We start from the raw sequence: 18,386 nt of genomic DNA, 5'->3' as shown, positions 1-18,386 counted from the left end.
CAGGGCTTCAGATTGTTGATAAAATCGCAAAACGGCTTTTTGTTTTGGGATTTTGTCATCCCTTCAGCGAGACCCGCAACCCTTGCGGTCTAGGAAGGCCGAGCATCGGAGCTGACTTTCACAGAATGTGATGACGGCGGTGTTCAGGCAGGACGCCTGGGCTGTTAGCCGCCGTTCCTCTTTTATTCGTGAGCACCGACTTAGCAGGCCTGACAACGAATGCGAGGGTTTCTCGACACGCTGAAGCCCTGCTTAAAGCAGGGCTTTTCGTTTAAACGATATATTTCTCAGCTTCAAAGACTTCCTTGGCTGCCTGGCGCTTTTTCTCAATTACGTTGACCGGCGTAAAGCGCGTCAATTTGCGGAGCGCGGACAGCATCATGCGCAGCGAATCGCCTGATTCCATCGCAATGAGTGATTCCTTGGCATGGCTTTCAATTTCCTGAAAAGCTTCCTGCGCAAAAATCTGCGTATAAAGAATTTTCTGGGCGTTTTTGGCTTCGCCGGTTGCCTGGATGGCTTTTTCAGTACGCAAAATAGCTGCTTCCATCGCATAGACCTGGCTGACAATGTCGGCGATGTTTACGAGGATTTCCTGCTCCTGGTCGATCGCTTTTCCGTATTTTTGCGCGGCGAGTCCCGCGATCATGAGCGCGGTCTTTTTGGCGTTTCTCAGCAGATACTTTTCCTGTTCGAGAACACCGTCACCTGGTTCTTCAGGCATGAGCATCATCAGTTCTTCCTGAAGCGCCTTTGCTTTCTCAAACAGAGGAAGCTCGCCTTTCATCGCTTTTTTCAAGTAGGTGCCCGGGACGATGAGGCGGTTGATTTCGTTTGTTCCTTCAAAAATCCGGTTGATCCGTGAATCGCGGTAAGCCCGCTCCACTTCGTATTCCTGCATGAAACCGTAACCGCCGTGGATTTGAACGCCTTCATCAACGATATAATCAAGCGTTTCAGATCCGAATACTTTGTTAAGGGAGCATTCGATTGCATATTCTGCGATCGATTTTGCGACCTGGCGCCCGTCTTTTTGCTCCTCTTCGCTCAAGGTGCCCATTTTGTCTTCAAACAGCCCGACCGTACGATAAACAGAGCTTTCCATCGCATAAAGTTTGGCTGACATATTGGCGATTTTTTCGCCGATTAAGCTGAACCTTGAAATCGGCGTCTTAAACTGCTGACGCTGATTGGCATATGCAGCGGACAGCTCGATAACCCGTTTGGAAGCGCCGATTGTCCCGACAGCGAGCTTATAGCGGCCGATATTTAAAATATTGAAGGCGATGACATGCCCTTTTCCGGGTTCGCCTAAAAGGTTTTCTTTCGGAACTTGAACCTGGTCTAAGATGAGTGTGCGGGTCGAAGAGCCTTTGATGCCCATTTTTTTCTCTTCAGGCCCTGTGGAAACGCCTGCGTAATCTTTTTCCACAATGAAGGCTGAAAAATGTTCGCCGTCTATTTTCGCATAGACGATGAAAATATCGGCAAAAGCTGAGTTTGTAATCCATTGCTTTTCGCCGTTTAATATATAGTGGGTTCCCGCCTCATTCAAAACGGCCGTTGTTTTTGCCCCTAATGCATCAGATCCGGAGCCCGGCTCTGTTAGAGCATAGGCTGCAAATTTTTCCCCTGTTGCAAGGGACGGCAGATACTTTTTCTTTTGCTCCTCGGTTCCGAAAAATACGATCGGAAGCGTGCCGATCCCCACGTGCGCCCCGTACGATAACGAAAAACTCCCCGCTCTTGAGAATTTTTCGGTGATCAGCGCCGAGCTGATTTTATCGAGTCCGAGTCCGCCATACTCCTCAGGAACGTCAGCCCCGAGAAGCCCGAGTTCGCCGGCTTTTTTCAGAAGCCTGACAGAGTGATCGAAATTGTGCTCTTCAATTTCGTCGATGTATGGCAGAACATCTCCGAGAATATAATCTTCAGTCGTTTTGGCGATCATTTTATGTTCATCTGTGAAATCTTCCGGTGTGAACATCTGATCAGCTGTTACCTCTTCAATTAGAAAGGCGCCGCCTTTTTTCATATGATCTTTTGTTTGTTCCATTGTTCCATCCCCCTTGTGATTAAACTAATTCGAATACGCCTGCTGCTCCCATACCTCCGCCGATACACATCGTCACAACGCCGAATTGCTCGCTTCTGCGCCGCATTTCGTGGATCAATGTCAGCGTCAGCTTTGTTCCCGTGCAGCCGAGCGGATGTCCGAGCGCAATCGCTCCGCCGTTGACATTGACTTTTTCTTCATCGATGCCAAGCGACCTGATGACCTGGATCGCCTGTGATGCGAACGCTTCATTTAATTCGAATAAACCGATATCTGACAGCTCAAGTCCCGCCATCTTCAGCGCCCTTGGGACTGCTTCAACAGGACCGATGCCCATCACTTCCGGCGGAACGCCGCCGACTGCGAACGAACGGAATTTTGCGAGGGGCTTTAAACCGAGTGCGTCTGCTTTTTCTCTGTCCATGATCATCACTGCGGCACCCCCGTCGCTCGTCTGCGAGGAATTCCCTGCCGTAACCGAGCCGTTCGCTGAAAACGCCGGTTTTAACGTTGACAGAACGTCTTTGGTTGTCCCCGGGCGTACACCTTCATCGGCAGAGAAAGTAAACGTCCGCTCCTTCAGCTTGTGATGTTCATCCACTTCTCTGATGGTGACGTCCACCGGGACAATTTCATCTTCGAATTTTCCTTCCGCGATCGCCTTGGCTGCTTTTTGATGGCTGTTGACAGCAAATGCATCCTGATCCTCTCTGGAAACGCCGTATTTGACGGCAACCTGTTCAGCCGTATGGCCCATTCCCATATAGTATTCAGGAGCTGTTTCCGCCAGCGCCGCGTTCGGTCTGACGATATGCCCCATCATCGGTACGATGCTCATCGATTCAGCGCCGCCGGCAATGATCGTGTCGGCAGCTCCAAGCATGATTTTTTCGGCCCCGTATGCGATTGATTGAAGTCCTGATGAACAATATCTGTTGATCGTCACGGCCGGAACTGTGTGTGGCAGACCGGCCAGCGCCCCGATATTGCGTGCCATATTCAAGCCTTGTTCGGCTTCAGGCGTAGCACAGCCGATAATTAAATCATCGATATTCCCTTCATAACCGCCAGCTCTTTTCAGCGTCTCTCTCACCGCATATGCGCCTAAATCATCGGGACGGACAGTCCTCAATGAGCCTTTTTTTGCTTTTCCGATCGGGGTTCTCGCCCCCGATACAATAACTGCCTCTTTCATTATTTTCCCTCCTAATTACGCAAAGGTTTGCCTTTCACAAGCATATGCTGCATTCTCGCCTGCGATTTCGGTTCGCTCACAAGGCTCAGAAACGCTTCTCTTTCCAAATTGAGCAAGTATTCTTCCGTTACTTCGGCGCCGAATGGAACTCGGCCGCCCGCGATGACAAACGCCAGTTTTTTCGCAATCTTCATGTCGTGCTCAGAGATGGCGCCTGACAGCTTTAACGATTCCGCACCGAGCAGGAGCGCCGCATAGCCGGTTTCGCCCGTCACCGGAACTTTCTTTTTCACCGGCGGACGGTAGCCGCTTTCGGAAAGCGTCAGGACGAGTTTTTTGGCATCGTATAACAAGTGAGACTGGTTGATGCTGATTTGATCCTCTGCGGTTAAGATGTTCAGCTCTTTCGCTTCTTGAGCCGAAGTCGACGTTTTTGCAAGGGCAATTGTCTCAAACGTCTTGATCGCGGCCTCCTGGATATCCGGTTTAACGCCTTCAGGCAGCCCCTTCAAGTAATTTAAATAAAGCTCTTTATTGCCTCCGCCGCCCGGAATCAGACCGACGCCTGTTTCAACGAGGCCCATGTATGACTCGCTTGAGGCTTGCACACGGGCAGCAGGCAGGCAAAGCTCAGTCCCCCCGCCAAGCGTCATGCCGAACGGAGCAGCGACGACCGGCTTGGAACTGTATTTCACTTTCATCATCGTCTCCTGGAACTGACGGATGATCATGTCAATTTCCATATAGTTGTCGTCTTGAGCTTCCATCAGCATCATCGCGAGATTGGCCCCGACGCAGAAATTCTTGCCCTGGTTGCCGATCACAAGCCCTTTATAATTGGCGTCTACTTCCTCGAGAGCAAATTTCAGCATTTGGATGATGTCCAGGCCGATTGCGTTGCTTTTCGAATGAAATTCGAGCAGTGCGACATCATCGCCTAAATCGATCAAACTTGCCCCGCTGTTTTTCTTGATGACGCCTTTTGTTTCTTTGAGTGATGACAAAAGGATCGTTTTCTTGTTTTCTTGAAGCGCCCTGTATTCGCCGCTTTCAAAACAGTAGTAGAACGTCTTTCCGTTTTCCTTAAGGTAGAAGGTCTCATGTCCTTTCGCGAGCATTTCCTTCACCCAGTCCGCGACCTTCCAGCCCTCTGCTTCAAGCTTTTGCACCGCATTTTTCACACCGATGCTGTCCCACATTTCAAACGGCCCTTCCGACCAGCCGAATCCCCATTTCATCGCCTGATCAACCGCCGTTATGCTGTCAGCGATTTCCCCTGTCAGCTCTGCCGAATATACAAGCGTCGGAGCTGTCATGTTCCAAAGGAGGCTTCCCGCTCTGTCATCGGAATAAATAAGCGCTTTCAATCTCGCTCCTGCGCCTTTCATTTGCTTGGCCGCTTCCAGTCCCGATGTTTTTAATGTTTGACGCGCGCTGTAGGTCATCGTCATCGGATCGAGCTCAAGGATGTCTTTTCCTTCTTTTTTGTAAAAACCTTGTTTCGCTTTGCTTCCGATCCAGCCTTTTTCGAGCATTTGTTCAATAAATTCAGGCAGCCGGAAAACGTTTTTTTCTTCGCCCGTGACTTGGTTATAGACATTTTTGGCTACATGTGAAAATGTATCAAGGCCGACGACATCGAGCGTTCTGAAGGTTGCGCTTTTCGGGCGTCCGATCAGCGGACCTGTAATCGAATCGACTTCGCCTATCGTGTAGCCGCCTTTCAGCATTTCCTGAACCGTCACAAGCAAGCCGTAGGTTCCGATGCGGTTGGCGATAAAGTTTGGCGTGTCTTTCGCTTCAACAACCCCTTTGCCAAGAACGTCTTCGCCGAATTTCTTCATAAAGGCCAACACTTCGGGATCCGTTTCGTCAATCGGAATCACCTCAAGCAGCTTTAAATAGCGGGCCGGATTGAAAAAGTGCGTTCCTAAAAAGTGCTTTTTAAAATCAGCGGACCTTCCCTCAGCCATCTGCCTGACGGAGATGCCTGATGTGTTGCTGCTGACGATGCTTCCGTGTTTTCTGTATTGATCGACCTTTGAAAACACTTGCTTCTTGATCTCCAGGTTTTCGACAACAACTTCAATAATCCAGTCGGCATCTTTAATTTTTTCAAAATCGTCTTCCATGTTCCCTGTGCTGATACGGCTAATATTCTTCTTTGATGTTAGCGGAGCCGGTTTTTGCTTTAACAGCTTTTGTACGGCTGTCCGTGCCAGCCGATTGCGCACATCCAGGTCTTCAATGGTGCGGCCTTTTTTCCTTTCCTCATCTGTTAATTCACGCGGCACCATATCGAGCAGTAATACAGGAATCCCGATATTGGCTAAGTGAGCCGCGATTCCGGAACCCATTACACCGGAACCGATAACGGCGGCTTTTCGAATATGCTTGACCATGAAAGATCCTCCCCCACCTTTGAATGAATACTCATTCATTTTTACTCCAAAAAAAATAAACTCTCCTGTCTTCTTTCATCTTAAAAGATTTTGGAAGCGAGTTCAATAACTTGGTGCAAAATTTCTGAAATTTTTTCATCGGGTATGATTTTGCCGCGTTTACATGTTTCCCCGTTTTTGGGACAAACCAATAGAGAGGAGGTGAAGGCCTTGGTACGTGAAAGAAAAAATCCATCTTCAGCCGCAGTCAGTGCCGCAAGCATAAAAGGCAATGCAGGTCCGGATTATAAAAAGGCGGATGCGGGCGGAAAACAGACAAGCCAAAACCAGCAATATAAAAAGCATAATATGGATGTTCCTGAAGATGATTAAGCCCCTTTAAGCATCTGGTATAAATTTTCCTGTATTAGGAAATCTAAAAATTAACGAACGCTAAAAGGAGGCAGACGCATGCAACATCAGCAAGGAATGACAACACCGCCGCCGGTCATTTCAACGAAGGACCATCTGTATTTGCAGGATATGCTGAACTGGAACTTGCTCGCAATGAAAAAAGCGCATTTTATGGCGGATCAATGCCAGGATCAGTCCCTTAAAACAGAACTCGACAGGGTCGGACAAATGCACCATCACCATTACAATGTGATATTGGAGCAGCTTCGTCAAAATCAAACGCAAAACCCGTCAGCATACATGCAATAGGAGGTCAATGATGAATCAGCAAAACCAACAGAAAATCGGCAATCAGGAAACCCCTGTCCCAAAGACAAGCGCGATGAACGACAGGGATTTTGTCAATGAACTGCTGACAACCGAAAAATATATGACGTCAGCATACTCGACAGCGCTTAATGAATTAAGCCATGAATCGCTTTACCAGGCCGTTCAGCCGCTGTTTAACGAGGCGCAAAACGTGCAGCGCAGATTGTACCAAGTGATGTTTCAAAACGGATGGTACAAGGTGGAGGCAGAAGATGCCCAGAAAATCCAGCAGTCCTATCAGCAGTTCCACTCTACATTGCAAGACCAGTCGCCATATCAGCAAAATCAATAAACAAAAAATAAGCAGAGGAATCTCTCTACTTATTTTTTCTGATTAGCCGCCCGGTGCGCTTCATTACGTTCTTTAATCTGGCTGATGACTTCTTTTATCTCCTGCTTCGCATCCGGATAAGCTCCGTTCCAATGCTTGGCGAGGGGCGGCATGCTTTTAGCGATATGGCTGTAGATGATCCACATCTTCACCTGTTCTTTCAGTTCTTCGTCCGTTTCGCCCAAAAGCAGTTCCGTGTATTTCTCAACCAGTCCGTCCAGCTGCTCCCTGAGTTTTTCCACTCACGACACCCTTTCTTTATGTTTATTTCTCGGGCATGTCCTGCATTTGACGCCGTTTTCGTCTGTTGCATAATACAGACAGCAAGTCGTGCGTGTCCGATCCTCTGCATGCTGTCCGGGATAAAACCTTTTGAGAGGGTTTTCGTCCGCACCTTCTTCAAAAAGGCCGGGCTCTGCTTCGTAAAGAAGAAAACGGAAATCTCGCGCAGCCCGTGCCTTGAGCTTCGGATCTTCCTGAAGCAAGTCGTACATCCAATACAGATAAACCGCAATATTTTCCCAAAGAATGTGCTTTGAAATCGAGAATGTCCGTCGACAGGCCGCGATCAGGCCGCCCAGATGGCGACTGAAGATATCTTCGGTCAATTTTTTCAGTTCTTCGGTGCGGTCCCCTTCGATAAGCTCAGCACCTTTGTGAAAATAAAACGACGGCGTCCACCCTTGATCATCCGCTTCTATCTCCCACGATACGGAAGCGGGGTCGGCGGGGAGCCGTTTTCCGCAAACCGTAAACAGATAGAAATGCAGCGCAGCAAGCATGCCGCAGCGCTTGACGAGCATTGAAGCAGCAACTTTTTGATTCGGAGCGTTCAGCCTGTCTTTTATAGCTTCTGCATAACGGCCTAAAAAATCCTCATCAAGGAGCATGTTTCCTTTAACAGAGAATAAGGAGCCGGTCTGCTTCGTTCCAAGGCGAAAACGAAGCAATGACTCAAGCTCCTCTTTTGTTAAATTAAGCATGGGACTGAACCACCTGCTGGACGATGCATCTTCCTCTTCCGTACGGAATGCAGTGCGGTGTGCCGAAAAGCGGATCTTTCGTCACTTCGCAGTCCATTTCAAAAACGTCCTGTACAAGCTTACAGTTGATAATAGATTCAGGCCGGCCTTCGGCATATATCTTTTTATCTTTAATCGCGACGAGGTGATGGGCGTAGCGGCAGGCGAGGTTCAAATCGTGCAGCACCATCACGATCGTGCGTTTTTCGTGTTCATTTAATTCAAACAAAAGGTCCAGAATTTCGATTTGATGCGTCATATCCAAGTATGTCGTCGGTTCATCCAGTAAAATGATATCCGTTTCCTGGGCGAGCGTCATCGCGATCCAGGCGCGCTGCCGCTGGCCTCCGGACAAGGAATCGACTGTGCGCTCAGCCAGCTCTTCCATTCTTGTCGCTTTCAAAGCATTTTGCACGGCTTCTTCATCTTCTGCTGACCATTGCTTCAGCCAGTTTTGATAAGGATACCGCCCCTGCTTAACGAGCTGGAGAACGGTCAAGCCTTCCGGAGCAGAAGGTCCTTGAGGAAGAATGGCCAGCTCCTTTGCCACTTCTTTCGTCGGAAGTTTGGCGATGGAGCTGCCTTCGAGGAGCACTGAACCGCCCTTTGGCTTCATCAAACGTGCGAGAGACCGAAGGAGAGTCGATTTACCGCAGCCGTTGCTGCCGATAAATACGGTGATTTCACCTTTTGGGATCGTTAAGTTTAACTCATCAATAATGATTGTTTCTCCATAACCTAAGCTTAACGTTTCTGTTGAAATGGCACTCATAAATGAAATCTCTCCTTTTATTGGTTTCTGCTTTTATACAGCAAGTAGATAAAGTATGGGGCGCCGATCGCTGCGGTAAACACACCGGCAGGCACTTCAACGGGAGAAAAAAGCGTGCGCCCGATGATGTCGGCAATCAGCACGAGCAATCCCCCGATCAGCGCGGCAACCGGCAAGAGGGCGCCGAATGACGAACCGACAAGCCTTCTTGCGATATGCGGGGCCATCAAACCGACAAATCCGACGGTGCCGGCAAAGGCAACGGCGATTCCGGCAAAAGCCGTGCTCAGAAGCAGGAGCAAAAAGCGGTTCCGCTGAACCGAGCTGCCCGCCCCTGTCGCAAGTTCTTCGCCGAGCGTCTGGATATTGACGTTTCTGGCAGCGGCTGCCGATATCAACAAAAGGACAAGCGCAGCCGGCAATAAAATGTTCACATCCTGCCAGTTGGAGCCATATACTGATCCGGTAATCCAGACATTCGCCTGGGACATTCTGTATATCGGTCCTTTTATCATAAACAATGTCGTCAACGACTGGGCAAGCATCGAAAAGCCGATTCCGATCAAAACGAGCCTGAAAGTCGAAGAGCCGTTTTTATATGAAAGAAAATAAACGAGCATTCCGGCGAGAGCAGCGCCGATAAATGCGGCGACCGGGAGCCAGCTGATGCTGACCGTAAGCGCATTGTTTTTATCGGAAAACAGCATTAAAAACAAGACAACAGCGACTGAAGCCCCGCCGGTCACACCGATGATATCCGGGGAAGCGAGCGGATTGCGGATCAGACCCTGGAGGATCGACCCGGCTGCCGCCAGACAGATTCCTGCAAACAGAGCGACCAAAATCCGCGGCATCCTGAAGGACATGATGATCAGGTCATCACCTGGATCACCCATGCCCAAAAACGTTTTCGCGACATCACCCGGAGAAATAAAACGTTCACCGATGCCGGCGCTGAGGACGACGGCACAAGCCGTCAAAACGAACAGGATCGTGAACGAAAACAGCGCTTTTCTGCCGATCAACAATGAAACGCCGCCTTTTCCGATTCTCAGCGTGCGGTAATTTTTCATTTTTGGAACCCCCTTCTCGCGATATAGACAAAAATGGGTGTCCCAATGATGGCTGTCATGACGCCGACAGGTACTTCTTCAGGCATGATCAGGTACCTTGCACCAATGTCTGCGGATACGAGCAGGATGGCTCCCAGCACGGCGCAGTACGGAAGAACCCAGCGATGGTCGTGGCCGACGATAAATTTTGCAAAATGCGGGATGACAATACCGATAAAACCGATCGGCCCGGCCACGGCGACAGATCCCCCGGCAAGCAAGACAATCGAAACCGCCATCAGCGCTTTAATCAGCCACGTTTTCTGGCCGAGGCTTTTGGCCACTTCCTCCCCCATCGTTAAGACATTGATTTTAGATCCGAGTAAAAAGCTGATGATGAATGCCGGTAAAATATATGGAAGGACGGAGACCAAGAGGCTGAGATCGCGCCCCTGGACAGAGCCCGCAAGCCAAAACAATGCCTGCTCAAGCGCTGCTTCATTAACGGAAAGCATTCCTTGCGTCAGGGAGGAGAACAGCGCTGACATCGCCGCCCCTGCAAGCGTCAGCTTGACCGGCGTCAGCCCTTCCCTTCCGAGAGAGCCGACCAAATAGACGACAATCGCGGCAAAGGCTGCACCGAAAAACGAGATCCATGCAATCGCCTGAAGCGAACCGACGTGAAAGAAGAACAGCGCACCAACAACAAAGAAACCGGCCCCCGCGTTCACTCCGAAAATTCCCGGGGAAGCAAGCGGATTTTTTGTCATCGCCTGCATTAAAGCACCGGCAACCCCGAGGGAAGCGCCGACAGTTGCAGCAATCAGCGCGCGCGGCAAACGCACGTTTTTGATGACCAGATGTTCATTAGAGCCGCTGAAGTCGGTAAAAGCCTTGTAGGCCATCGACCATGACGTATTCGTATAACCGTATACGATACTGGCGCAAACGGCGGCAACGAGCACCAAAATAAACGACAGTAGTGCGATTGTTCTATATTTATTCGTTCTTAAGAGCATAAATTAAAATTCTCCTAGTTTGACTGAAACATCTACTGGTTATTGTATCAGATAACAATGATCTTGAAAATCATTTTCAATTAACAATTGACAAAATTCTGATCGAAAATTATGATCAGGTTGAATGACTTACATACCTAAGGAGGACACACATGAAGAGATGGTCAATTGTTGGATTTATCGCTTTGTTAGCGATTTCAATTCTTGCAGCCTGCGGCGGAGGCAAGGATGACTCTGCAAAGGGCGGAGAGAATAAAGATACGATCACCGTTAAACATGCAATGGGTACGGAAGACCAAGTGCCTGCAGACCCAAAAAGAGTCGTCGTCCTGACAAATGAAGGAACCGAAGCGCTTTTGGAACTTGGAATCAAACCTGTGGGTGCAGTCAAATCCTGGACAGGCGACCCTTGGTATAAGCATATTCAAGCCGATATGGAAGGCGTTAAGCAAGTCGGACTCGAAGGCGAACCGAATATCGAAGCGATTGCCGAGCTGAAGCCTGATTTAATCATCGGGAATAAAATGAGGCATGAAAAAATATACGACAAGCTTAAACAAATTGCTCCGACAGTCTTCTCTGAAACACTGCGCGGGGAATGGAAAGATAACTTCTCCCTCTACGCGAAAGCGGTAAACAAAGAAGAAAAGGGCAAAGAAGTTTTAGAAGATTTTGATAAAAAAGTCAGCGAATTAAGCGACAAGCTCGGCGACGAGAAAAAGAAACGGGTGTCGGTTGTCAGATTTATGGCCGGCCAATCAAGGATTTATTATAAAGATTCTTTCCCGGGAATCATCCTGGATCAGCTCGGATTCAAGTATCCGGAAAAACAGGAAAAACTGTTTGAGAAACAAGACGACAAATTTGTTTTTATGACGGAAAATAAAGAATCGATCCCTGAAATGGATGGGGATGTCCTATTCTATTTCACATATAAACCTGCCGAAAGCAAAAAAGAAGCTGAAACGTGGCAAAACGATTGGACAAGCGATCCGCTTTGGAAAAAATTGAACGCTGTAAAAACCGGAAACGCCCATGAAGTCGACGATGCGATCTGGACGACGGCCGGCGGTGTAAAAGCAGCGTATCTGTTCCTTGATGATATCGAAAAATACTTTTTAAAATCGTAAGCAAAAAAGAGCATTTCCGCCGTTGGAAATGCTCTTTTGTTTATTTTCCGTTATAGATTCTTGACGTACCATCCGGCCATTTCACCCGCAGATGAAACCGGTCATATCGTTCGTCAAGATTAAAAGCCTCGAGCACATTGCTAATCACGTCCTGCTTTGAATCGGATTTGGCGACCGAAAGCTCGCTTAACACCATTTTCATTTCGTTTAAAGCTTCTTCCCCTTCGCGGTCCGCTCCGTTCAGATGGTCTTTAATTGATGCTTCTTCCCGCTCCTGTTTGTCGTATACGGCTTCAAACGTATTGTGCTTTCCACGGCCATAGTTTACTTCCAATGCAAATGTATCGTAAGGCACGCTTTCCGCATCTGAAACAGGGGCGTTATCGGGAACGGCCTCCTTGCCTTCCGCATGTTCTTCCGCTATGGATCGGCAGCCGGTCATCAGGATCATGACGAGAGCGATAACGGCCATCCGAAATTGGTTCATACCGTTCATCTCCTCTATGCACATTATCCTTAGCTATGTCCACTTTGCGGAAACTCATTCAATCTCTTAGCGGAAGCCTTTTATGTCATCGCTAAAAATGCTTCTGCATCGCGGACAGCCGGCTGAATGGCCGCTTCCCAGAAATCCCGCTTCGTCAGATCGGCACCGAGATGCTTCATGGCCAGTTCCTCAACAGACATGGAGGCTGTATCTTTTAAGAGGGCAATATATTTTTCTTCAAAAGCCGCTCCCTCTTTCAGCGCTTGCGCGTAAATGCCAAGCGAAAACAAGTAGCCGAACGTATAAGGAAAATTATAAAACGGGACAGACGTAATATAAAAATGAAGCTTTGATGCCCAAAAATACGGATGATACTCGCCAAGCGCACCGCAAAACGCTTCTTTCTGAGCTTCTTCCATCAGTTCGTTCAGCCTTCCGGCGGATACGACGCCGTTTTTTCGTTCATCGTAGAAGCGGGTTTCAAATAGGAACCTTGCGTGAATGTTCATAAAAAAGGCGACGCTCCGCTGAACCTTATCTTCCAAAAGGACGAGTTTTTCTTCGTCTGAACCGGCTTGTTTTAACGCCGCATCAGCCACGATCATTTCTGCAAAAGTGGACGCGGTTTCCGCCACATTCATCGCGTACGCCCTGTTCAGCGGTCTGACGTCCAGCATGGATTCCTGATGAAAGGCATGGCCAAGCTCGTGCGCCAGGGTGGAAACGTTTGACTGGCTTCCTGCAAATGTCATAAATATTCTCGATTCCCCGCTGTCAGGAAAATTGGCGCAAAAACCGCCCGGACGTTTGCCTCCCCTGTCTTCAGCTTCAACCCATCTGTCTCTGAGTGCCTTTTCGGCAAAGGAGGAGAGCTTTTTTCCAAACGTTTCAAACTGCCCGGTAATAAAAGCGGCTGCCTCTTGATACGAATATTCCTTTGCTGCTGAACCGAGAGGCGCTTCGACGTCATACCAGCTCAGTTTATCCAGCCCGAACATAGACGCCTTCCGGGCAAGATAGTCTGCAAACGGCTTTTTATGATCAATAATGACCTGCCACATGACATCAAGGGTTTCCTGCTTCATGCGGTTGATGTCCAGCGGTTCTTTTAATACATTGTCCCAGCCTCGCGCCTCATAGACGTTCAGTCTGAAACCGGCCAGATGATTCAGCGTGCTGCTGAGCAAATCAGCGTGCTGTTCCCATCCGTGGTCCAAATTTTCCGATACGGAGCGGCGGATCTTTCTGTCGGGTTTAGATGTCAGATTCTGCGCCTGTCCGACAGACAGAATTTTCGTCTCGCCATCTTCTTCATACGGAATTTGAATTTGGTCGACGATGCTGTCGTACATATCGCCCCAGGCATGATATCCGTCAACAGACAAGCCCTGAATCAATGTTTCCTGTTCGGAACCAAGCTTTTCCGTTACCCGCTCTCTTCTTTCATTCAAAATATAAGCGATATCGGAAATACCTTCATCTTGTAGGATCGCTTCCCATTCTTCATTTGGGACAACGGCAAATTTGCTATCAAGGACGACCAGTGCCTTCTGCGCATCGGCAGCGAGCTGGGTGACCTCAAAATTAAGGGCATTCGCCTTTAAATCCGTGATGTCCTGGGCTTGGAGACATCCGACAAAAGCGTCTGCTTCGCGGATTTTAACATCAATTGTCTCAAAAAGTGCCAGTGTTTCTTTCAATTCATCAAGGCCGCTTTTTGAAACGGTAAGAGCCTCGGCCGAGCGTTTAAAAGTTGAAAGCAGTGTTTTAATCTCATGTAAATATTGGCGGAATTCGGCGGAGCCGCTCCCCCCTTTAAAGAAAACCTCGAGATCCCACGTATCCTTCAGTTGATGAAATGTCATTGTTCCCGTCCCCTTTCATTGGCTTGTTTCCATTATAAGATAAATTTGCCTTTTCAGGGCAAATAAAAAACGCCGGCTTGTGAGCCGGCGCGCCTCTTCCCTTATCATATTACAGCTGCCTCATCCGCTTGACCGCATAGCTGGCTGTCAATAAGCCGATTAGGCCGAACACAAATAAAAACAATCCGCCTTTACTTTGCGGTTGACCGTGAACACCATCTGTGCCGCTTGTCATTTCCGCGCTGAATGGTTCTGCGATTTGCAGTGCCTGAAGCAGCCTGCCGTCCTCCCCTTTAATGTTAAGGATTCCGTCGCTGTCTACATTTTCACTCAGGAATTCGCCTTTCTTTTTCGTAACGTATAAAGGGCCCTTCAGCTCATGGCTCGTCCCGTTCTGGTCAGTAAACGCTTCTCCCTTTTTGAGTTCTTGTGTCTCGTAATTGTGAAATCCTTCATCCAAAAGCGTTTTTGTATCGCTGTACATCATTTTCTTGCTATCGGCCTTCATGACGACCGCGATTAAATCAAGGCTGCCCCGCGTTGCCGTCGTGACAAGGGTATGCTTTGATTCATTCACAAATCCTGTTTTGCCGCCGGTTATACCTTTGTAAGGAATCTCACCCGTCAGCATTCGGTGATGGTTTTTCAGCGTTGTGTCCCACGTCTGTCCGTGCCAAGCCGTTTGCTTTTCCGAAAAAAGCGCTCGAAACGTTTTGTTTTTCATTGCGTACTCGGTAATTCTCGCCATGTCGGCGGACGTCGTATAATGATGTTTGTCAAACAGTCCGTGAGGATTCATAAAATGAGTGTCATGCACTCCGGCATGCTCAGCAATATACGCGTTCAAATCATCCGCAAACTGTTTCACGCTTCCGCTTACATGTTCGGCGATCGCCGTACCGGCATCATTTCCCGAGTTCATCAGCAGCCCTTGGAGCAGCCGTTTTAACGGAACCGACTCCCCAACTTCCAGATATACGCTTGATCCTTCCGTTTGAGCGGCATTTTTGCTGACTTTCACACGATCTTCTAAATTTCCGTTTTCTATTGCATAAATCGCCGTGGCAATTTTGGTAATGCTGGCTGGATACATTTTTTTGCGGCTGTTTTTTTCATAGAGGACCTGCCCCGATTTCCCATCGATCAATATGGCGGAAACGCTTTTGATTTCCGGTTTGTTTTTTTCTCCTGCTTGAGCCGAACTATGAAAAAACAGCGTCAGACATAGTACAATAATGAACAGGAGGGATCGTTTAACATTCATCGTGTCACCCTGCCTTCTTTCTCGCTTGCATTTTTTTATAAAAATAGGTCTTTTAGCACTTTTTAAATTTTATCAATGATAAACTGTCGCTGACAAGCCTTTTTTTGTCAACAAACCAAAATTTTGAATGGAGGAAACTCATTGAACAATAAAATCGCCATCGTAACGGGCGCGACGAGCGGATTTGGTTTATTGACAGCTTTAAAACTCGCCGGCACTCATTTCGTAATCGCAACGGCGCGCCATCCAGAAAAAGCGGAAGCTTTGCGGAACCGCATAGCGGAGCTCTCGATCGAGTCATCGATTGCCGTCGCTGAACTTGATGTCACAAACGAACAATCGATATCATCATTTTCCGAAGAGCTGAAACGGTACGGACAGATTGACGTTCTCGTTAATAATGCAGGAACGGCATACGGCGGATTTGCTGAAGAGCTCCCTCTTGACGACTACCGAAAACAGTATGAGACAAATGTTTTCGGCCTGATGGCAGTCACGAAAGCGGTTCTTCCTTATATGAAGAAACACAGCGGCGCCAAAATCATCAATCTGAGCAGCATCAGCGGACGGATCGCTTTCCCGGCTTTCTCGGCATATGCTTCATCAAAGCATGCGGTTGAAGGCTTTTCAGAAAGCCTCCGCCTCGAACTCCGTCCATTCGGGATCGATGTGGCCGTCGTCCAGCCGGGATCGTATCAGACGGCGATTTGGGAGACATCATTTGCCGCCCAAGTCACTGTACCTGAATCCGAATCACGGTACAGTACATATTTCGAGCGGATCTCCGCCTACATTGAGGCGAGCCGCAAACAATACGGAAACCCTGATGATGTGGCTGAACTGATCTGCCGCCTCGCTGCAAAAAAGCGGCTGAACAGGCTGCGCTATCCGATCGGCAGGGGTGTTCGTCTCCTGATCCTCCTCCACAGCGCCCTGCCATGGCGGATTTGGGAACGTGCGGTCGTGAAAAAATTGTTTAAATAAGGTTATTTAAAATAATTATAATTTAGTATTGATTTTAATTTTATATTTGTTATAATATAATTAACAAATGAAAAACACGAGGAGGAAATATCACATGATCTCTCAACAATTAAAACAGCAAAATCCTGTACTTGAAAACTCAATGAATACGAATTTGTCAAACTGGTTCATCCTCTACACAAAGCTTCACCGTTTTCACTGGTATGTAAAAGGGCCGCAGTTCTTTACCCTTCATGAAAAATTCGAAGAGCTTTACAACCATGCCGCAGAAACAGCAGATGTGGTCGCGGAACGCTTGCTGGCCATCGGCGGACAGCCGCTCGCCACAATGAAAGAATACCTTGACCACGGCACAATCGAGGAAAACGGCTCCGAAAAAACGGCCGAAGAAATGGTTTCCGCACTAGTGAGCGATTACCGTCAAATCCGCGATGAAATTCAGCATACCATCGAACTGGCGGAAGACAAATCAGACCATTCTACCGCTGACCTTTATATCGCCCTGACAGAGGAAATTGATAAGCAAATTTGGATGCTTTCTTCATTTTTGGACAAGTAATATGAAAAAGCCATGGCAGACGCCATGGCTTTTTTTTATGATTTACTTTTCGCAAGTTTTGCTTTCATTGTTGTTTGCTTTCCGTTTCTCAGCACTTCAAATGTGACAGTATCTCCTGCTTTTGCTTCTGTATAAAGAATTTTTCTGAGGTCTGAAGTGTTTTCGACGTTTTTGCCGTTCATTTTGGTGATGACGTCGCCGGCTTTCATACCCGCTTCAGCCGCAGGCGATTTCGGTGATACTTTATCGATGTACACGCCTTTATTGAGCTGGTCTCCGAAAAGGCCGAGCGTATTTTGCTGATACTGTTCAGGCACCTGCTGCATATCGATCATTTGCACGCCGAGGAAAGGCCGTTCCACTTTCCCTTTTTCCAAAAGCTCGTCAACGATCGGCTGAACATCGTTGCTCGGAATCGCAAAACCAAGCGATTCAACACCGCTTTGGCTGATCTTCAGGCTGTTGATGCCGATGACCTGCCCGCTGCCGTTAATCAGAGGCCCGCCGCTGTTTCCAGGGTTGATCGCCGCATCTGTCTGCAGGACGTTCATATCCCAATTCCCTTCAGATGTGGAGACTTCAATCGTCCGGTTGACACCGCTGATGATGCCTTCGGTAACCGTTCTTGAAAATTGCAGGCCGAGAGGGTTCCCGATCGCGATTACTTTTTCGCCGGCGCGCAGTTTTGCGGAATCTCCGAAACTTGCAACCTTATCAACGCCTTTGCTGCTGATCTCTAAAACAGCCAGATCAGTCAAAGCGTCGCTGCCGATAATCTTGGCATCTGCGGTCTTTCCGTTATATAAGGAGATGGTCACCTTCGAGGCGCCTTCAACGACATGGTTGTTTGTGATAATGTAGGCCTTGCCGCCGTCTTTCTTAAAGACGACGCCTGATCCCGTGCCACTCTCCTCGACGTCGTCTTCAGAGAAGCCGAAGCTCGTTTGAATATTTGAAACTCCGACGATCGCAGGCTCCAAATCTTCCACCATATCAGGTACGTTATCTGCGTTCGTGACAGGTTTTGTGGAGAAGTTCTGCGACTGCTTCGGCTCGGTCTGTCCAGTTCCGGCTGTTTCACTCGGATGATCGCCCGGCAGATATGGGGAGATTCCAAGCACTAAGCCGCCTCCGATGATGCCGCCCAAAATCGGGCTCAGCCACGAAGCCTTACGCCGTTTTTCTTTTACCGCTCTCGTTTCCCTGGCATCTTCCAGGGCTGCAGCGGTTTCTTTATTCGTAAGATCTGACTGATCGTCTGTATCCTTCTTTAAAATCAGCTCGGGCTCCTTTGCCGGCTGTTCTGACTGCTGCTCCTCAGAACCTGCCGTTTGCGGCGTCTGCGCTTCTTCGTGAAGCTGCTCTTCATTTGCATGTTTTTGTTCGTCATCGCGTCTAAAATCCATAAGCGTACACTTCCTTTATTTTTCTTGTCTTCAACTATCGCAAATGGCATAAAAGCTTTAACATCCACAAAAAAAGAGAC

The 18,386-nt window shown here is 48.3% G+C and carries 18 protein-coding genes; 6 read left to right on the top strand and 12 right to left on the bottom strand.

Going from position 1 to position 18,386, the window contains the following annotated elements:
* Positions 1-271: 271 nt before the first annotated feature.
* Genes BTA31_RS03435 through BTA31_RS03425 form a run of 3 tightly spaced genes read right to left on the bottom strand, consistent with a single transcriptional unit; the run spans position 272 to position 5,653 of the window.
* Positions 272-2,056: an acyl-CoA dehydrogenase family protein gene (locus BTA31_RS03435; protein ID WP_076788896.1), complete on the bottom strand. Its 1,785-nt coding sequence runs from the start codon at positions 2,054-2,056 to the stop codon at positions 272-274.
* Between the two features lie 19 nt (positions 2,057-2,075).
* Positions 2,076-3,251, bottom strand: a complete 1,176-nt coding sequence (locus BTA31_RS03430; RefSeq protein WP_076788895.1) for an acetyl-CoA C-acetyltransferase — start codon at positions 3,249-3,251, stop codon at positions 2,076-2,078.
* An 11-nt stretch (positions 3,252-3,262) separates the two neighbouring features.
* A complete protein-coding gene (locus BTA31_RS03425) occupies positions 3,263-5,653 on the bottom strand; it encodes a 3-hydroxyacyl-CoA dehydrogenase/enoyl-CoA hydratase family protein (protein WP_076788894.1) in 2,391 nt (796 codons plus the stop codon).
* A gap of 210 nt (positions 5,654-5,863) precedes the next feature.
* Between BTA31_RS03425 and BTA31_RS03420 the strand changes: the two genes are divergently transcribed.
* From BTA31_RS03420 to BTA31_RS03410, 3 genes are all read left to right on the top strand, one after another.
* Positions 5,864-6,025 (top strand): YuzL family protein, encoded by a 162-nt coding sequence (locus BTA31_RS03420; RefSeq protein ID WP_076788893.1) that lies wholly within the window; start codon positions 5,864-5,866, stop codon positions 6,023-6,025.
* A gap of 78 nt (positions 6,026-6,103) precedes the next feature.
* On the top strand, positions 6,104-6,355 hold the full coding sequence (locus tag BTA31_RS03415) for a hypothetical protein (protein WP_043927159.1): 252 nt from the start codon (positions 6,104-6,106) through the stop codon (positions 6,353-6,355).
* Between the two features lie 10 nt (positions 6,356-6,365).
* Positions 6,366-6,707: a spore coat protein gene (locus BTA31_RS03410; protein WP_043927161.1), complete on the top strand. Its 342-nt coding sequence runs from the start codon at positions 6,366-6,368 to the stop codon at positions 6,705-6,707.
* A 29-nt stretch (positions 6,708-6,736) separates the two neighbouring features.
* On the opposite strand, the gene BTA31_RS03405 is transcribed toward BTA31_RS03410, so the two are convergent.
* From BTA31_RS03405 to BTA31_RS03385, 5 genes are read right to left on the bottom strand one after another with little or no spacing between them, the layout of a single operon-like run.
* Positions 6,737-6,988, bottom strand: coding sequence for a YusU family protein (locus BTA31_RS03405; protein WP_076788892.1), 252 nt, complete (start codon positions 6,986-6,988; stop codon positions 6,737-6,739).
* A complete protein-coding gene (locus BTA31_RS03400) occupies positions 6,989-7,729 on the bottom strand; it encodes an IucA/IucC family C-terminal-domain containing protein (RefSeq protein WP_076788891.1) in 741 nt (246 codons plus the stop codon).
* Complete coding sequence (locus BTA31_RS03395) at positions 7,722-8,540, bottom strand: ABC transporter ATP-binding protein (protein ID WP_043927164.1); 819 nt, start codon at positions 8,538-8,540, stop codon at positions 7,722-7,724. Before BTA31_RS03395 ends, BTA31_RS03400 begins: the two co-directional genes overlap by 8 nt.
* Positions 8,541-8,557: 17 nt before the next feature.
* Complete coding sequence (locus tag BTA31_RS03390) at positions 8,558-9,613, bottom strand: FecCD family ABC transporter permease (RefSeq protein WP_076788890.1); 1,056 nt, start codon at positions 9,611-9,613, stop codon at positions 8,558-8,560.
* The gene (locus tag BTA31_RS03385; protein WP_043927166.1) at positions 9,610-10,611 is read right to left on the bottom strand and encodes a FecCD family ABC transporter permease; all 1,002 of its coding nucleotides are present in this window, start codon (positions 10,609-10,611) and stop codon (positions 9,610-9,612) included. The genes BTA31_RS03390 and BTA31_RS03385 overlap by 4 nt, the downstream gene beginning before the upstream one ends.
* Before the next feature lie 152 nt (positions 10,612-10,763).
* Between BTA31_RS03385 and BTA31_RS03380 the strand changes: the two genes are divergently transcribed.
* A complete protein-coding gene (locus tag BTA31_RS03380; protein WP_076788889.1) occupies positions 10,764-11,741 on the top strand; it encodes an ABC transporter substrate-binding protein in 978 nt (325 codons plus the stop codon).
* A gap of 40 nt (positions 11,742-11,781) precedes the next feature.
* Here BTA31_RS03380 and BTA31_RS03375 read toward each other — a convergent pair whose 3' ends face one another.
* From BTA31_RS03375 to BTA31_RS03365, 3 genes are all read right to left on the bottom strand, one after another.
* On the bottom strand, positions 11,782-12,228 hold the full coding sequence (locus BTA31_RS03375) for a YusW family protein (protein WP_076788888.1): 447 nt from the start codon (positions 12,226-12,228) through the stop codon (positions 11,782-11,784).
* A gap of 80 nt (positions 12,229-12,308) precedes the next feature.
* On the bottom strand, positions 12,309-14,093 hold the full coding sequence (locus BTA31_RS03370) for a M3 family oligoendopeptidase (protein ID WP_076788887.1): 1,785 nt from the start codon (positions 14,091-14,093) through the stop codon (positions 12,309-12,311).
* A gap of 109 nt (positions 14,094-14,202) precedes the next feature.
* A complete protein-coding gene (locus BTA31_RS03365) occupies positions 14,203-15,357 on the bottom strand; it encodes a D-alanyl-D-alanine carboxypeptidase family protein (RefSeq protein WP_076788886.1) in 1,155 nt (384 codons plus the stop codon).
* Positions 15,358-15,498: 141 nt separating this feature from the next.
* Between BTA31_RS03365 and BTA31_RS03360 the strand changes: the two genes are divergently transcribed.
* A complete protein-coding gene (locus BTA31_RS03360) occupies positions 15,499-16,341 on the top strand; it encodes an oxidoreductase (RefSeq protein ID WP_076788885.1) in 843 nt (280 codons plus the stop codon).
* A 94-nt stretch (positions 16,342-16,435) separates the two neighbouring features.
* Positions 16,436-16,900 carry a Dps family protein gene (locus BTA31_RS03355; protein ID WP_043927172.1) on the top strand — a complete coding sequence of 155 codons (465 nt, stop codon included), beginning with the start codon at positions 16,436-16,438 and terminating at the stop codon, positions 16,898-16,900.
* A gap of 35 nt (positions 16,901-16,935) precedes the next feature.
* Here BTA31_RS03355 and BTA31_RS03350 read toward each other — a convergent pair whose 3' ends face one another.
* Positions 16,936-18,306, bottom strand: a complete 1,371-nt coding sequence (locus BTA31_RS03350) for a S1C family serine protease (protein WP_076788884.1) — start codon at positions 18,304-18,306, stop codon at positions 16,936-16,938.
* Positions 18,307-18,386 lie beyond the last annotated feature (80 nt).

It is taken from the genome of Bacillus haynesii (assembly GCF_001969855.1).
GTDB lineage: Bacteria > Bacillota > Bacilli > Bacillales > Bacillaceae > Bacillus > Bacillus haynesii.
Note: the sequence above shows the minus strand (reverse complement) of the source record. Positions and strands in the feature narration are given on the sequence as shown.

Coding starts and splice junctions, on each gene's coding strand:
- BTA31_RS03380 (WP_076788889.1), top strand. CDS start 10,764: ATGAAGAGATGGTCAATTGTTGGATTTATCGCTTTGTTAGCGATTTCA.
- BTA31_RS03400 (WP_076788891.1), bottom strand. CDS start 7,729: ATGCTTAATTTAACAAAAGAGGAGCTTGAGTCATTGCTTCGTTTTCGC.
- BTA31_RS03350 (WP_076788884.1), bottom strand. CDS start 18,306: ATGGATTTTAGACGCGATGACGAACAAAAACATGCAAATGAAGAGCAG.
- BTA31_RS03435 (WP_076788896.1), bottom strand. CDS start 2,056: ATGGAACAAACAAAAGATCATATGAAAAAAGGCGGCGCCTTTCTAATT.
- BTA31_RS03390 (WP_076788890.1), bottom strand. CDS start 9,613: ATGAAAAATTACCGCACGCTGAGAATCGGAAAAGGCGGCGTTTCATTG.
- BTA31_RS03375 (WP_076788888.1), bottom strand. CDS start 12,228: ATGAACCAATTTCGGATGGCCGTTATCGCTCTCGTCATGATCCTGATG.
- BTA31_RS03355 (WP_043927172.1), top strand. CDS start 16,436: ATGATCTCTCAACAATTAAAACAGCAAAATCCTGTACTTGAAAACTCA.
- BTA31_RS03425 (WP_076788894.1), bottom strand. CDS start 5,653: ATGGTCAAGCATATTCGAAAAGCCGCCGTTATCGGTTCCGGTGTAATG.
- BTA31_RS03415 (WP_043927159.1), top strand. CDS start 6,104: ATGCAACATCAGCAAGGAATGACAACACCGCCGCCGGTCATTTCAACG.
- BTA31_RS03385 (WP_043927166.1), bottom strand. CDS start 10,611: ATGCTCTTAAGAACGAATAAATATAGAACAATCGCACTACTGTCGTTT.
- BTA31_RS03430 (WP_076788895.1), bottom strand. CDS start 3,251: ATGAAAGAGGCAGTTATTGTATCGGGGGCGAGAACCCCGATCGGAAAA.
- BTA31_RS03410 (WP_043927161.1), top strand. CDS start 6,366: ATGAATCAGCAAAACCAACAGAAAATCGGCAATCAGGAAACCCCTGTC.
- BTA31_RS03395 (WP_043927164.1), bottom strand. CDS start 8,540: ATGAGTGCCATTTCAACAGAAACGTTAAGCTTAGGTTATGGAGAAACA.
- BTA31_RS03370 (WP_076788887.1), bottom strand. CDS start 14,093: ATGACATTTCATCAACTGAAGGATACGTGGGATCTCGAGGTTTTCTTT.
- BTA31_RS03365 (WP_076788886.1), bottom strand. CDS start 15,357: ATGAATGTTAAACGATCCCTCCTGTTCATTATTGTACTATGTCTGACG.